Origin of the sequence: Arenibacter troitsensis (assembly GCF_900177645.1) — a bacterium.
GTDB lineage: Bacteria > Bacteroidota > Bacteroidia > Flavobacteriales > Flavobacteriaceae > Arenibacter > Arenibacter troitsensis.
This window is the reverse complement of record NZ_FXAO01000004.1, coordinates 112,274-127,349: the sequence shown is the minus strand read 5'-3', so window position 1 is coordinate 127,349 and position 15,076 is coordinate 112,274. Positions and strand designations below refer to the sequence as shown.

Annotated in this window: 7 protein-coding genes; 6 read left to right on the top strand and 1 reads right to left on the bottom strand. The window is 40.6% G+C overall.

Annotated features, from left to right (window positions below; genetic code table 11):
* The first annotated feature begins 167 nt into the window (after positions 1-167).
* From B9Y87_RS10105 to B9Y87_RS10085, 5 genes are all read left to right on the top strand, one after another.
* Positions 168-3,524 (top strand): VCBS repeat-containing protein, encoded by a 3,357-nt coding sequence (locus tag B9Y87_RS10105; protein ID WP_085498702.1) that lies wholly within the window; start codon positions 168-170, stop codon positions 3,522-3,524.
* Positions 3,517-6,765, top strand: coding sequence for a VCBS repeat-containing protein (locus B9Y87_RS10100; protein WP_085498699.1), 3,249 nt, complete (start codon positions 3,517-3,519; stop codon positions 6,763-6,765). The genes B9Y87_RS10105 and B9Y87_RS10100 overlap by 8 nt, the downstream gene beginning before the upstream one ends.
* An 84-nt stretch (positions 6,766-6,849) precedes the next feature.
* Positions 6,850-8,196: a vanadium-dependent haloperoxidase gene (locus tag B9Y87_RS10095; RefSeq protein WP_085499235.1), complete on the top strand. Its 1,347-nt coding sequence runs from the start codon at positions 6,850-6,852 to the stop codon at positions 8,194-8,196.
* 73 nt (positions 8,197-8,269) lie between these two features.
* Positions 8,270-9,166: a GyrI-like domain-containing protein gene (locus B9Y87_RS10090; RefSeq protein ID WP_085498696.1), complete on the top strand. Its 897-nt coding sequence runs from the start codon at positions 8,270-8,272 to the stop codon at positions 9,164-9,166.
* A gap of 66 nt (positions 9,167-9,232) precedes the next feature.
* Positions 9,233-10,093, top strand: a complete 861-nt coding sequence (locus B9Y87_RS10085; RefSeq protein WP_085498694.1) for a hypothetical protein — start codon at positions 9,233-9,235, stop codon at positions 10,091-10,093.
* 28 nt (positions 10,094-10,121) lie between these two features.
* Here B9Y87_RS10085 and B9Y87_RS10080 read toward each other — a convergent pair whose 3' ends face one another.
* The gene (locus tag B9Y87_RS10080) at positions 10,122-13,829 is read right to left on the bottom strand and encodes a metallophosphoesterase (RefSeq protein WP_317045128.1); all 3,708 of its coding nucleotides are present in this window, start codon (positions 13,827-13,829) and stop codon (positions 10,122-10,124) included.
* Positions 13,830-13,883: 54 nt separating this feature from the next.
* Between B9Y87_RS10080 and B9Y87_RS10075 the strand changes: the two genes are divergently transcribed.
* A complete protein-coding gene (locus B9Y87_RS10075; protein WP_085498690.1) occupies positions 13,884-15,074 on the top strand; it encodes a Pycsar system effector family protein in 1,191 nt (396 codons plus the stop codon).
* Positions 15,075-15,076: the final 2 nt, after the last annotated feature.

Sequence of the window (15,076 nt, the reverse complement as noted above, 5' to 3'; positions counted from 1 at the left end):
ATTTTAAATCTTTTAAATGGAGGACCAAAAGGCCAAGTATTTTAGGAGGTTTACCTTTCCTGGAGGGCTGGTAAAGATATTGGCGGAATGTAAAATAAAAAATGATATACAGTGGTAAAATGTATTTATTATATTTTCATGCTGTTACAAAATAATCGCATAGATATATGGGGAAATTTATGATAAGGGAAAGCCTTATTTTAATGGGAGTACTATTGTTGGGATCGTGTTCCCCAAAAAAGGATGGGGATGCCTCCGTAGAACGGAAAGAAGAGACCTTATTTTCCTTATTGGACTCGAAAAAAACTGGTGTCGACTTTGTAAACAAGGTAGTGAACCAGAAAAACTTCAATATTTTTAAGTATAGAAACTTCTACAATGGCGGGGGGGTTGCAATTGGCGATATCAACAACGATGGCATGCCAGATATTTATCTTACTGGGAATATGGTTCCCAATAAACTGTATTTGAACAAAGGAGGTCTCCAATTTGAGGATATTTCCGAGAAAGCCGGGGTGCAGGGAAATAAACCTTGGTCTACCGGAGTAACCATGGTAGATATTAATAATGACGGATTATTGGATCTTTACGTAAGTAATGCTGGCAACATGGAAGGTAATAACCATGACAATGACCTTTACATAAATAATGGAGATCTTACGTTTACCGAGAGGGCAGCGGAATATAATTTGGCCAAGACCGGTTTTTCTACCCACGCCACGTTTTTTGACTATGATAAGGACGGCGATCTAGATGCCTATATCTTAAATAACAGTAATGTACCTGTAAGTAGTCTTGGTTATGCGGAACAGCGCGAGGTAAGGGCCCAAGACTGGGCGGGAGTCCCGGATATCTTCAAAGGCGTGGGTGATATGCTTCTCAGAAATGACAACGGCAAGTTTGTGGATGTTAGTGAAAAGGCCGGTATTTATGGCAGTTTAATAGGCTTTGGTCTTGGGGTAATGGTCAGTGATATCAATGGGGATCTGTATCCTGATATTTATGTTTCAAATGATTTTTATGAAAGGGATTACCTCTATATCAATCAAAAGGATGGTACTTTTAAGGAAGAAATTGAAGCATGGACCTCCCATTTAAGCTTGTCTGCAATGGGAATTGACATGGCGGACATAAACAATGATGGTTACGCGGATATCTTTATAACGGACATGCTACCGGAAGGCGACCAAAGGGTGAAATCGGTAATGGAATTTGAAGGCTACAACGTTTTTAAATTGAAGCAGAGCAAGGATTTTTACCAACAGTACATCCAAAATACCTTGCAATTAAATAACGGAAATAATACGTTTTCCGAAGTAGCCTATTACAGCGGAGTGGCCAAGACCGATTGGAGTTGGGCCGGACTTTTGTTCGATATGGATAATGATGGTTTAAAGGATATATACATTACCAATGGTATAAACCACGATCTTACGGATTTGGATTTTGTTGACTTCTTTGCCAACGAAATTATCCAGGAAATGGCACTCACAGGAGAGAAACAATCCATAGATTCCATTATAGCAAAAATGCCCATCGCTCCCCAGCCTAACTACGCATATAGGAACAAAGGGGACATTACATTTTCCAATGAAACCGAAAATTGGGGCTTGGACCTGCCCAGTATGTCCAATGGAGCGGCTTATGGCGACCTAGATAATGATGGAGACCTGGATATTGTGGTCAATAATGTTAATATGGAAACTTTTGTGTATGAGAACCATAGTGAAAAAAAGTCCGGAAACAATTATCTTAAATTAAAATTTGAGGGCAAGGATGGGAACAGATTTGCTATTGGTACCACGGTAAAACTTTATTTTGACGATCAGGTAATAGTTCAGGAGTTGATGCCTTCCAGGGGGTTTCAATCGTCCGTAGATTATATAATGACCATTGGTCTGGGCAAGAATACCGCCATTGACTCCCTAAGGGTAATTTGGCCGGATGACAGTACCCAAAAATTCAACAGTATTAAAACCAATCAGTTCCTGACCCTTAAAAATTCCGAGGCACTGGAAATATTTATTCCCAATAACAAAAACATGGTCAACCCACTGCTTAAAGAATTGAGCAATTCCAAGCTGTTGGTGCACAAAGAGAATAATTACAACGACTTTGATTACGAAGGGCTGATCTCTAAAATGCTGTCCCAAGAAGGACCCGCCTTGGCTGTGGCCGACGTTAATGGGGATGGTAACGAGGATATATTTATAGGAGGTGGGGCAAATCAGGCCGGGGTACTCTATCTTCATAAGGGTAATGGAAAATTAACGGCCACCCTTCAAAAGGCATTTGAAAAGGATATGGCACTGGAGGACACCGCCGCAGCCTTTTTGGATGTAGATAATGATGGGGATATGGACATTATGGTAGGTAATGGAGGAAATCAGGTAGGCGACGAGAAACTCTATAGGGCAAGGCTCTATATTAATAACGGTAATGGTGGGTTTGAAGCTTCATCCGAATTATTGCCAAGTACCTTTAAGAATATATCCGTGATTGCACCCCATGATTTTGATAATGATGGGGACGTGGACGTATTTATTGGGTCTAGGAGTGTTGTAGGGAATTATGGTTTGGATCCGGACCACTTGTTCCTTGAAAACATGGGAGACGGTACTTTTGCCGATGCTACGGAACGGCTGGCCTACGATACCAAACAGGCCGGTATGGTAACGGACGCCATTTGGGTGGATATTGATGGTGACAAAAAGAAAGATTTATTAACCGTGGCAGATTGGGGAAGGCCGGTAATCTATAAGAATTCAGGCAAGAGAATGTCTAAGATGAACACTGCTTTGGACAGTTTAAGCGGTTGGTGGAATGTAGTGAGTGCCGAAGACTTGGACAATGATGGCGACTATGATTTGATTTTGGGCAATCAAGGGAATAATGTGCCTTATTCCTGCTCTAGGGAAAACCCTATGAAATTATGGGTCAACGATTTTGACAATAATGGGACCATAGAGCAGATTACCACTCGCAATTTTCAGGGGAAGGATTATCCCGTACATCAAAAGAAAGAGTTGACTACCCAGATGGTGGCCTTGAAAAAGCAAAACCTCAAAGCTTCGGAATATGCCAAAAGAACGATCGGGGAATTATTCTCTGGCGACACTTTTGACAAATCTATAGTAAAGGAGGGCACCATACAGGAATCGGTAATTGCCATAAATGAAGGGGCAGGAAAGTTTACCATAAAAAAATTACCGGGTCGTGTGCAATTGTCCTGCGTCTGTGGAATTACCTGTGCCGATGTTAACGGCGATGGTTATTTGGACCTTATTATGGGAGGTAATAATTTTGAATTCAAACCTCAATATTCCCGCTTGGATGCCAATTTTGGGAGCATACTTCTAGGGAATGAAAAATTGGACTTTGAATGGCAAAATTATGATGAAAGCGGGTTTTTAATAAAAGAGGAAGTGAAGCACATTGAACGGTTTCAGGACAGCAAAGGAAAACGGTTCGTTATTGCTGCCATTAATGATAACAAACCTAAAGTTTTTGCACTGGATGAGTAGATATGGCTTATGTATTTTATTCGCAGCGGTGCTCTGGGGCTGTGGGCCCAAAGAAGGTACAATTTTTAGGAATCCATCGCCAGACGAAACGGGGATCGACTTTCAGAATACCGTTAAGGAATCGGATGATTTGAATATTCTGGATTATCTCTATTTCTATAATGGAGGTGGGGTTGCTATTGGGGATATTAATGGGGATGGACTCCCAGATATCTTTCTTTCCGGGAACCAAGTTGAAAATAGATTATACCTAAATGAGGGGAACCTTAAATTTAGGGATATTACGGATACAGCCGGTATTGCCGGGAAAAGCACCTGGAATACGGGTGCCATAATGGGTGATATAAATGGAGACGGACTCTTGGATATCTACGTCTGTGCCGTAGTGGGCATTAATGGTTTTAATGGACAGAATGAGCTGTTTCTAAATAATGGCGATACTACTTTTACGGAAAGCGCTGCAGAATTTGGACTCGATTTTGATACCTACAGTAGCTCAGCGGCCTTGTTGGACTATGACTTGGATGGGGATTTGGATTTGTACCTGCTCAACCATGCCGTACATACGCAAGAATCTTATGGAAAGGCCGAAGTACGGCAGAAGAGAAATATTCAATCCGGAGACAGATTACTGCGTAATGATGGGGATATTTTTGTAGATGTTAGCGAAGATGCAGGAATTTATGGCGGTGCCAATGGATATGGACTGGGAATAGCTATAGCCGATTTTAACCAGGATGGATATCCGGATATCTATGTAGGTAACGATTTTCATGAGGACGATTATTATTACATCAACAACGGCAATGGTACCTTTTCCGAACAATTGCGGAGCCATTTTGGACATACTAGCAAATTTTCCATGGGGAATGACGTAGCCGATATCAACCATGATGGTTGGCCGGATCTTATTTCTTTGGACATGCTTCCCGAAGATGAAAAGGTCCTTAAGTCTTCAGAGGGGGATGACCTCACCCAGACCCAAATTTTAAGGGTAGCACGCTTTGGGTACCATTACCAATATTCCAGGAATATGTTGTTTGTAAACCAGCAAAATGCGCCCTATTCCGAAATAGCGATACAGAGTGGAATTGCCGCAACAGATTGGAGTTGGAGTGCACTTTTTGGCGATTATGACCAAGATGGGGAACAGGATATCTTTATTTCAAACGGGATTCCCAAGAGGCCCAATGACCTCGACTTTATAAAATTCGCCTCGGACGAACAAATAAAAAATAAGCTTAACAATACCAAACTTGTAGACCAGCAAGCCATTAATATGATGCCTAGCGGTGTAACGCATAATTATGTCTTTAAGGGCAGGGATGATTTGAAGTATCAGGATATGTCCGGCATATGGACCGTAAAGGATACTTTGATTTCCGGGGCAACGGCCATGGCAGATTTGGACAATGATGGAGATCTTGACCTTATAACCAATACCCTAAACAGTCCGGCAACATTGTATGTCAACAAAACGGACGCCAAGGCCAATTATTTAAAACTAAGGTTTAATTATACGGAAAAGAATAAATTTGGCATAGGCACCAAAGTTTTTGCCTATCTAAATGGGCAACTGCAGTACAAGGAACTGTATACGGTTCGGGGATTCCAAGCCTCTTCCGAACCAATGGTACATTTTGGTTTTGGAAAACAGGAGAAGATAGACTCCATAAAAATTGTTTGGCCCAATAGGACCTTTCAGGTCCTGAGGGAAGTGGCTACCAATCAGACCTTGGAAATTTCCCCAGATAATACGGAACCCTTCAACTACAATTCCCTGAGACCGAAACCAAAAAGAATATTTGCAAAGGTAAAAAGTAACCTAGGTATAGATTTTACACATGTAGAAGACAATTATCTGGATATCAACAGACAAAAATTGATTCCCTATCAAATATCGGATCGTGGTCCCGCTCTGGCCGTTGGGGATCTGAACGGTGATGGCAAAAGGGATTTGTTTTTTGGTGGCTCCAAGTACATTCCGTCCAGAATATTTCTTCAAGGTGATACTACCTATCTGGAAAAGAGAATGGATAATATTGCCAACGACTCCATAAAGGAGGATATAACGGCGATTATAGCGGATCTGAACAAAGATGGGATGGCCGACCTTGTAATAGGAACCGGAGGCGGGGATTTTTATAATGAAATGGCACCATTAACCGATAGTTATTACCTTCAGAATGCGAGTGGTTTTGAAAGAGGTGAACTGCCGGAATATTTTGAAAATGCGGCTGTAATACGGGAAAGTGATTTTGACAATGATGGGGACTTGGATTTATTTATTGGCAATAATGCCATAACCAACGATTTTGGCAATATCCCCAATTCCTTTTTGTTAAGGAATGACCAAGGTAAGTTTAACTTTGTAGACAATGAGGTGTTGCAAAAGGCAGGGATGGTCACGGATGCCGTCTGGTCCGATTTTGACAATGACGGGATATTGGATCTAATAGTAGTCGGGCAGTGGATGTCGCCGAGATTCTTTAAGAACAACAAGGGACAATTAATGGAAGTTTCACCTTTGGACCGCCCGTATAACGGACTCTGGGAATGTATAATCCCCTTTGACATAGATAAGGACGGAGATATGGATTATCTACTGGGAAACTGGGGTGCTAATACCAAATTTAAAGCATCGGATAAATATCCAATGAAAATGTTCTATTCGGATTTTGACCAAAACGGAAGTACTGAGACCATTGTCGCCATAGAAAAAAAGGGTAAATATTACCCTCTGGAAGGATTGGATGAACTATCCACCCAAATGGTAGGGCTTAGAAAGAAATTTTTGACCTATAAGTCCTTTGCAGGGAAACCTATAGAAGGGATTATGGATGAAAATTCCCTTAAGAACAGTACCGTTCTCGAAGTAAATATCCTAGAATCCGGTTTTTTGGAGAATAATGGGGGGAAATATTCATTTGTTCCCTTCAAATCGGAATTACAGGTTGCTCCAATTAGGGCATTTTTAGAGTATGACTTTGATAAGGACGGAAATACGGAAATCCTAGCAGCAGGGAACTATTTTGGGATTAAGCCATATCACGGTAGGTTGGATTCCTTTTCAGGCGCACTGATAAAGGATAAAAATGATGTAATTTTGGGTAACAGCTTGGGTCTGGAACTGGAGCTTAAGTCCGTAAGACACTTGAATATGATAGATTTAAATGGTAAGACCTACCTGTTGGTTACCTTTAATAATAACATGGCCCAAGTGTATGGGTTGGGCGAATAAAAAGAGTTAATCGGTTATGGCATCCTCTTCAGGGGATATTTTGATAAAAAGTAAACTATGTATAATTTGGAAAAAAGAGTTAAGATGAAACTGTATTTAAGATTATGTGCATTATTTGCGGTGGTCATCTCCTGCAATAAAAAAGAGGAGCCGATTGTAATTACTTCCCAGGATCTCCATGGGTCTATCCATAAGGTAACCGAAGTGATGATCCATGATATTTTTTCACCCCCAGTGGCCAGTAGAATTTTTGCTTATCCCAATATAGCGGCGTATGAAATTGTGGCCCTGAACAATAGTGGTTATAAGTCGTTGGTAGGACAGGTAACAGATTTGACGCCAATTCCCGTGCCAGCGAAGGACAAACCTATCAATTATCAAATGGCAGCCCTAATAGCCCATATGGAAATAAGTAAGCGTTTAATTTTTTCCGAGGATAGGATTGAGGCACATCGAGATAGTTTGTACGCAAATTGGCAAGCTAAAAACCTGACCCTCTTTAAGAACTCTGAGGAATATGGTCTGGCCGTAGCTAAGCATATAGGGAATTGGTTGGACAAGGATAATTATAAACAGACTAGGACTATGCCCAAGTTTACCATAAATACAGACGATAACTCTCGCTGGCAGCCTACACCACCGGCTTATATGGATGGTATAGAACCTCATTGGAGCAAAATAAGACCCTTTGTTATAGACTCTGCCAATCAATTTGTTCCGGTACCACCACCTGCATTTTCTATGGATAAAGAGTCTGATTTTTACCGGGAAGTAAAGGAGGTGTATGATATTAGTAGAGAGATTACTGCTAAAGGGGATAGTTCTGAAGAAATAGCCATTGCAAAATTTTGGGATTGTAACCCCTATGTCTCCGTTACCAGGGGCCACTTAATGTTCGCAACCAAAAAGATTACTCCAGGGGCCCATTGGATCGGGATTACCAAAATTGCTTGCGAGAAAACCAACTCGGATTTCGATAAAACCATATTTGCCTACACCAAAACCTCAATGGCTATAGCCGATGCCTTTATAAGTTGTTGGGATGAAAAATACCGCTCTAATTTAATACGTCCGGAAACCGTCATTAATCAGTATATTGATGAAAACTGGGCCCCCGTTCTTCAAACACCACCATTTCCTGAGTACACCAGTGGTCATTCCGTGGTTTCGGGAGCAGCAGCTACGGTATTGACCAGTATTTTTGGGGATAATTTTGCATTTGATGACGATACCGAAGTACCCTTCGGCCTACCTGTAAGAGGTTTTACCTCTTTTAACCAGGCTGCAGATGAGGCCGCCATAAGTAGAATGTACGGAGGCATCCATTATCGGGCAGCAGTGGAAGTTGGGGTAGGACAGGGCAGGAATTTGGGCACATTCATTGTAGACAAATTGGAAATGAACGGAAATAAGGAATTGGTATCCAAGTAGTACTTAAAGGCCATATTCATATTTCATTTCCGAAAGGTTCAAAATTTACTTAGCCCCTATAAAAATACAATTAGTGAGAAACAAAATTGTTTATTTCATAGTTTTCCTTCTTTTGGGATCATTGATTTGGTATCTGTTTATAAAGTCCTATGATTATTCGGTTTCCATTACTTGCAAGACCTTTCCTGGCACCATAAATCAGAGCATAAAAGTGTGGGGTAATACCAATAGGAATACGGTGTTATTGCAGGAAAAGGATTTTTTGAATATTGATCAGCAATTAAAGTTCAATGATTCCTTATTCCAATATCAATGGAAAATAACCCCTGTTAATGATTCAACTACAAAGCTAAAGATATACATTACGGATGCAGATCATAGCTTGGGGAATAGAATAAAAATTCCTTTTATGGATACGGACTTCGAAAAACGAACCAAAAGGACTATTTTGGATTTCAACAATGCACTAACGGAGCATCTGGAAAAATTTAGGGTTACCGTTTTGGATAGCGTGCAACAGCTTCCGGATACCTATTGCGCCTATATCCCCATTAAGACTTCACAATTGGGCAAGGCTAAAGGAATGATGCAAAATTATCCCATTTTAAGTACAGTTCTCGTGGATAACAACGTAGCATTGAACGGCAGGCCATTTCTTGAAATTACCAATTGGAATAGGAAAGTGGATAGTGTTTCCTATAATTTTTGTTATCCAATTATTAAAAGTGATAGCCTTCCCCAAAATGATATTATAAAGTATAAGAAATTTGAAGGCGTTAAGGCATTAAAGGCTGTTTATAACGGAAATTATATCACCTCTGACCGGGCTTGGTACGCCTTGTTGGATTATGCCAAAAAGAATGGGATGGAGGTATGGGAAAGACCTGTTGAGGTATTTTACAGTAACCCTAATTTTGGGGGAAACGAACTGGATTGGATAGCTGAAATTTATATGCCATTAAAGGAATAAAAGGCTATAAGGATACGTAAGATTAAATAATTGGTTGCCCACCTATATGATTATATACTTATTTGTATGAAAAAATACTTCTTATTGTTGCTTTGGGGAACCATTATTAGTTGTGCCAGAAATTATGGACAACTGACATTTGTTACCAAATTACCCCAGAAATTAACGGAGAATTCCGGAATGGTTCCGGCCAAGGACTCTACGGTTTGGTTCGTTATGGATAGAGGAAATCCCGATAAAATTTATCAGGTAAATTATAAAGGGGACCTCGTCAAGGAATTAAAAGTAAAACATGCCAAAAACCACGATTGGGAAGATATGGCCAGGGATGAAAATGGGAATGTATTCATTGGCGATTTTGGTAATAACAATAATGACAGGAAGAATTTGGCCATCTATAAAATCCCTAATCCAAATGCTGAAACAGGAGATGATATTGAGGCTATAAAAATTGAATTTAAGTATCCCGAACAAAAAGATTTTCCTCCAAAAAAGAATAAATTGCTCTTTGATGCCGAGTCGTTTTTTTATTACAAAAGCAATTTCTATATCGTAACAAAGAATAGGACACAACCTTTTAGCGGAGAAGCCCTATTGTACAAGGTGCCTGCTATAGAGGGCAAGCACAATGCCCAGTATATAGGGTCTTTTTTTCCTCCCCAAGGCAAGATTAATGGGCAAGTAACCTCTGCCGATATTTCTCCCGATGGGAAGACCATAGTATTATTGGGAAATGGTACTTTGTGGGTTTTTACCAATTTTACAATGGATAATTTCCTTGCTAGCGGAACGCTTAAAACGATAGACTTGGGCGTATATACGCAATTGGAATCCGTTTCCTTCTCCAATAACACTACCTTATTGCTTTCGGACGAGGAGTCCGGAAAAACGGGAAGAAATCTATATTCATTGGTGTTGGGCAATTAAACCCATTGCAAAAACCTTTACTTCTTAGTTAGAATCCAAAACCAACACCAAAGGAAAATCGCGGGCCGTCAACACTGTTGAACAAGGCAACCCTGGCCGTCATCACATCCGCTCCATTAAGAAATAAGCCCCCTCCATAGGAGGTGTGCCATAGGTCGGAATTTTCATTGGGTGTCCAGACCCTTCCGTAGTCAAAACCGCCATATACCCCCAACGTAACAGGTAACAATCCTGTTTTAAGGCTTTTAAGGCTAAATCTAAGGTCTGTATTCTGGTAATAACTGGTCTTGCCCGAAAATCGCTGGTTTCTAAAGCCTCTAAGCCCATCGATCCCTCCAATACTGGCAGCTTGGTAAAATTCGTAATCATCGCCAATATTAAAATGGGCCTTCCATTTGGTGGCAAGGACCAATCTACCATTGGACACCAGTTTATGATCAAAAGAAAGACTGGGAACAATATAAGCATAGGCTTCCCCCTGGTTCTCCAAACTAGCCTTGTATCCCAAGAGAAGTCCAGTGGACATTCCCATGGTGGGGAAGGCGGCATTGTCCAAGTTTTCATAGCTGTATTCTGCGTCTACCCCAATAAAACTGTTTCTATTCTCCTCTCCGTTGGCTAGGTAGAAGGTATTCACGTACCTATCCTCCGTTTCTTCCACTTCCAAACTTTCCAAGGTAATGCCCGTTCTAAATTTTGCCCCCAGCTGCCCGCGCCAAATCAAAGAGGGAGAAAAGCTTAAGTTTTGAATTTTCACCCTATTGTAATCCATCTCCAAAGTATCGTCAAAATTTTCGGTCTCATTCCCGAATCCGAAAAAGTTTATACTAAAATTGGGGCTGGTAAAGCGGGCGGCCAGTTCTAAATTCCAATTGTCCAATATATGGGCAAACTCTCCTTTGTAACCCAATTCAAAGCCATTGGTGGCAAAATAATAGGCGGCATTGTAATGGTGTTGGGTAGTATAAGGGTTTTGTCGTAGACCATAAAAGGTATTTGTAGCACTGAAGCCAAGCTTCATGCCGTCATCCGGATTAAATCCTATAGTCGGTATTATCTGCCGTGTACTGTTCCTGAGTTTTAAAGGTTGATAGGTGTTGGTTTCGTAATTGTTGGTAAGTCTTAGCTTTGCTCCCTTTATTTTTTTGAAGGTATTTTTTTTGGACCTGTGATCGTAAATCCAAGTGTTGCTACTTTCCGATACATCATAAACATCGTTGTTTTGCCCTCCAATAAGTCTAATTTTTATTTGGTTGCCTTTGGTGCCGGCCACTTCAAAAATATCGTCATCGTCCAGGCCATAGATCCAGATCTCCTTTGTGATATTGCTGTTGAATTTCTTTTGATAAAAGAGTTTATCCTTTTTTCCACTTATGTTTCTAAAAGCTTTGATTTCCACTTCGTGCTTGGACAAATTATTAATCTCGAACCAATCGTCCTTATCGGTGCCTTTTATAACAACATACCTGTTAAGTGCCGAAAAGTAATCATCGGCAATTCTGGGAAGGTTCATGATTCGGGATATAAGTATATTCTTTAAATCAAGGATATTTTCGTCCAAAATTTCTTGGGGAAAGGATTTAAAGGCTTCGTCTATTACCGTTGGGGTTAATTTTTGCTGTATATATTGCACTTCTTTATCCCAATCGGCTTTTGTGGTCTGGGATAACAAGGTTACATCAAGGCCGTAGGCACTCTTGTTGAAGGCGACTACATTTCTAATGTCATTATTAAATCCTTCCATCATTTGAAGGGCAGGAATTATTCTTGTTGCCACACCCATCAGGGCACCATCTCCCCAAATGGAATATACTTGGTCCCGATCTCTCGGGATGGCCTCAAAAACAATCTTTCCCGTTTCCTTGTCCTTGATTTCTCCCCAGCGCCATTGATCGTCATGCCTGTCCCAATCGCCCATCACCATATCAAACAAGCGGGTCCTTAGATATCTTTCCGTATTGACCATATATTTTTCGTCCCGCTTAATTTTATCGATCATGTCCCAAGTACTTTCAATTTTATTGGCATAAGCAAAACTTCCCAACTCCCCATGGCCGTCGCCCACCTGTTCTTCCAAAATGTACAGTTCATCCCCAAATTCGCCATTAAATTCCTCTAATGCTGCTTGTTTTGGGATATAGTATAATTTGGGGTTGGTATGGTAGAGATCCAACGCATCGGAGAGGGTTCCTACCGTAAGAAGACCATAGGGCAAGGCACCGGTATAAAAATCCATTAAGAGCTTTTCAGTGTAGGTATCCTTAAATTCCCCAATGACATATTTATCCTTAAACGCCATGGCCTGTAGGTAGACCTCGGCACTTTTTTTAACGGCCCTCATTACATATTCCTTGCCATTTTTATCGGACAATCTCAGGGATTTGGATTGGTTTCCCCCGCCTTTGCGTACCGGTTTTACACCTCCAAATAACGTATCCAACCTAAGGGTAGGTGCACTTACTTCCATGGCGTAGTACTTCCTATACCTATCGCCCCAAACACTTTTAAAAAATTTACTTTTTTCAATGTCTTCCTTGGAGTAAACAGTGGCCTTTACTTCCTTTGGAAAATCATTGTCGCCTAACTCGAAATTCTGGTTTCTGTCCGCAGGCAGTACCTGGGTAGAAAAAAGAAGGTCGGGATCATTATTTTTTCCAACCCCATAATATCTTACCTCGGAGGAACCATCCTTGTAAACCTTTAACGCTGCAAATCCCATTTTTCCTGTGGAGAATTTGGAACCGCTCAGCAATCTTGTGGCTCCTTCCTTGGCCCCGGAACCACTAACGATCTGGGGGGTGTTGTCCTCTACAATATATTGAAGGGAATGTTCATGACCCGAAGTCAAAATTACCTTCTGCGAATATTGTGCTATGGTTATTAGGCGATTCCTTAATTGCGTGTACCGCTTATTCTGTAGATCGGCGTAGGAGGCTCCGCTTGTTTTTCTAATGAGGTTTACAAAAGAACCTAATATAGGGAATGGAAATTTGCCGCCAGCAGGGTTTAAATGAAGTTTTGCCGAGTACTGTCCGCCATGCGGTCCGTAACTGAACATGGGGTGGTGAAGTGCCAAAATGGTAGTCCTGTCACGATTTTTTTTGATAAGGCTTTCCAGTTCCTCAAAAAATGTTTCCCGGTCCTTTATTTCGCATTTATCGTTCATCTTAGGGTGTTTGTCCCAATTGGTCAGAAACCATTCCGTATCAATGGCGATGACCACTATTTTATTGTTGATGTCTATTTTCTTTATAGGGCACCCATCTTCTGGAAAAAAGACCTCTTTGCTATCTAATTTTTTCTGGATATATTTTTGTTGTCTTTCCAGCCCCTCCAGCCCATCACTGTACCAATCATGGTTTCCTGGAATAAAAATGGGATTGCCCTTAAATTGGGCCAGGGTCTTTAGTTGTGCATCTATGTTGTTTTTAGCTTCCAGGTAAATTTGGGTGGAATCTTTTTTGTTGGGCATTCCAGCAGGATAAATATTATCTCCTAAAAAGAGGGCAGTACTATTTTTATCAGCTTTTTTCAAAACTTTTTGGAACGCCTCAAGTGCTTCACTCTGACCATCCATAGGGGATTTTCCGGCATCCCCGATCAAATAAAAAGTATGCAATAATTCGCTGTTACTAGTTATGTCTGCTACAGCGGAACTTTCCGCATATTTTGTTTTGTAGGTAGCACAGCCTGCCAATAGAAAAAGTATCAATATAAGTAGGTAATGTTTCCTCATGTACATCTGTTTAGAAATCAAAATTTTGTAATTTGTGGGTCATAATTAACTATTATGTCGGAAATCCTCGAAAAAACTGAAAACTTTGTTGTTGATTTATTGTCTAATAAACTAGATTCCAGTTATTTGTATCACAACTTAAGCCATACGCAGCGGGTTGTTAAAAGTACTAAAGAATTATTGAACTTTTATAATTTGGGCGAGAATGAAAATGAGATTGCCCTACTGGCAGCTTGGTTACATGATACCGGATATACGGAAGGTTCTGAGAATCATGAGGAGATCAGTTGTAGAATAACCCGAAACTTTTTAGGGAGACAGGAATACGATGAACAAAAAATTGAACGTGTATGCAGCCTTATTATGGCTACAAAAAGGTTCTACGAACCCCAAAACCTCTTGGAAGAAATTATTAGGGACGCAGATTGTTCCCATTTTGGGAAGAAGACGTATGTGGAAACGGCCGAGTTGCTGAGGGAAGAATTGGATGTTTTGGGATTGGCAACCTATACACAAAAGGAATGGCGCGAGGCAAACCTTAAGATGTTCCAAACGGAACAACGTTTTTATACCGATTATGCCCTTCAAAATTGGCAGGAACAAAAGAATAAGAATATTAGAAGGCTTTTAAAGGGAAAAAAGGCGGAGGAAAATTTAGTTAAAAAGGAAAAACTAAAGGCCAAATACAAAAGTGAAAGTCCAGATCGTGGCATACAGACCTTATTTAGGGTTACCTTAAAAAATCATTTAATGCTCAGTGATATTGCCGATACCAAAGCCAATATCCTGCTCTCGGTAAATGCTATTATAATTTCTTTGGTATTGTCCAACCTTATGACCAAACTGGACAATCCGTCCAACAATTACCTGGTCTATCCCACTTTATTATTTGTTGTCTTTAGTGTGGTGTCCATGGTACTAGCCGTTCTTGCAACAAGACCCAATGTTACCCAGGGCGAGTTTTCCAAGGAGGACGTAAGGCAGCGCAAGGTAAACCTGTTGTTTTTCGGCAATTTTCACAAAATGAAACTGGAGGACTACCAATGGGCTATAAACGAGTTGGTACAGGACAAGGACTATATATATTCCTCATTGACCAAGGATCTTTATTATCTTGGATTGGTATTGAACAGGAAGTATAAAATCTTAAGATGGACCTATACCATTTTTATTATAGGAATGATCGTTTCCGTTATTGCCTTCGTCGTGGCCTTTAAGTATTTTGGACCGGATCGTGGTTTGTAATC

What these genes read in the sequence shown, in the direction of transcription:
- B9Y87_RS10105 (WP_085498702.1), top strand. Translation starts at nt 168, where the DNA reads ATGGGGAAATTTATGATAAGGGAAAGCCTTATTTTAATGGGAGTACTA.
- B9Y87_RS10100 (WP_085498699.1), top strand. Translation starts at nt 3,517, where the DNA reads ATGAGTAGATATGGCTTATGTATTTTATTCGCAGCGGTGCTCTGGGGC.
- B9Y87_RS10095 (WP_085499235.1), top strand. Translation starts at nt 6,850, where the DNA reads ATGAAACTGTATTTAAGATTATGTGCATTATTTGCGGTGGTCATCTCC.
- B9Y87_RS10085 (WP_085498694.1), top strand. Translation starts at nt 9,233, where the DNA reads ATGAAAAAATACTTCTTATTGTTGCTTTGGGGAACCATTATTAGTTGT.
- B9Y87_RS10080 (WP_317045128.1), bottom strand. Translation starts at nt 13,829, where the DNA reads ATGAGGAAACATTACCTACTTATATTGATACTTTTTCTATTGGCAGGC.
- B9Y87_RS10075 (WP_085498690.1), top strand. Translation starts at nt 13,884, where the DNA reads ATGTCGGAAATCCTCGAAAAAACTGAAAACTTTGTTGTTGATTTATTG.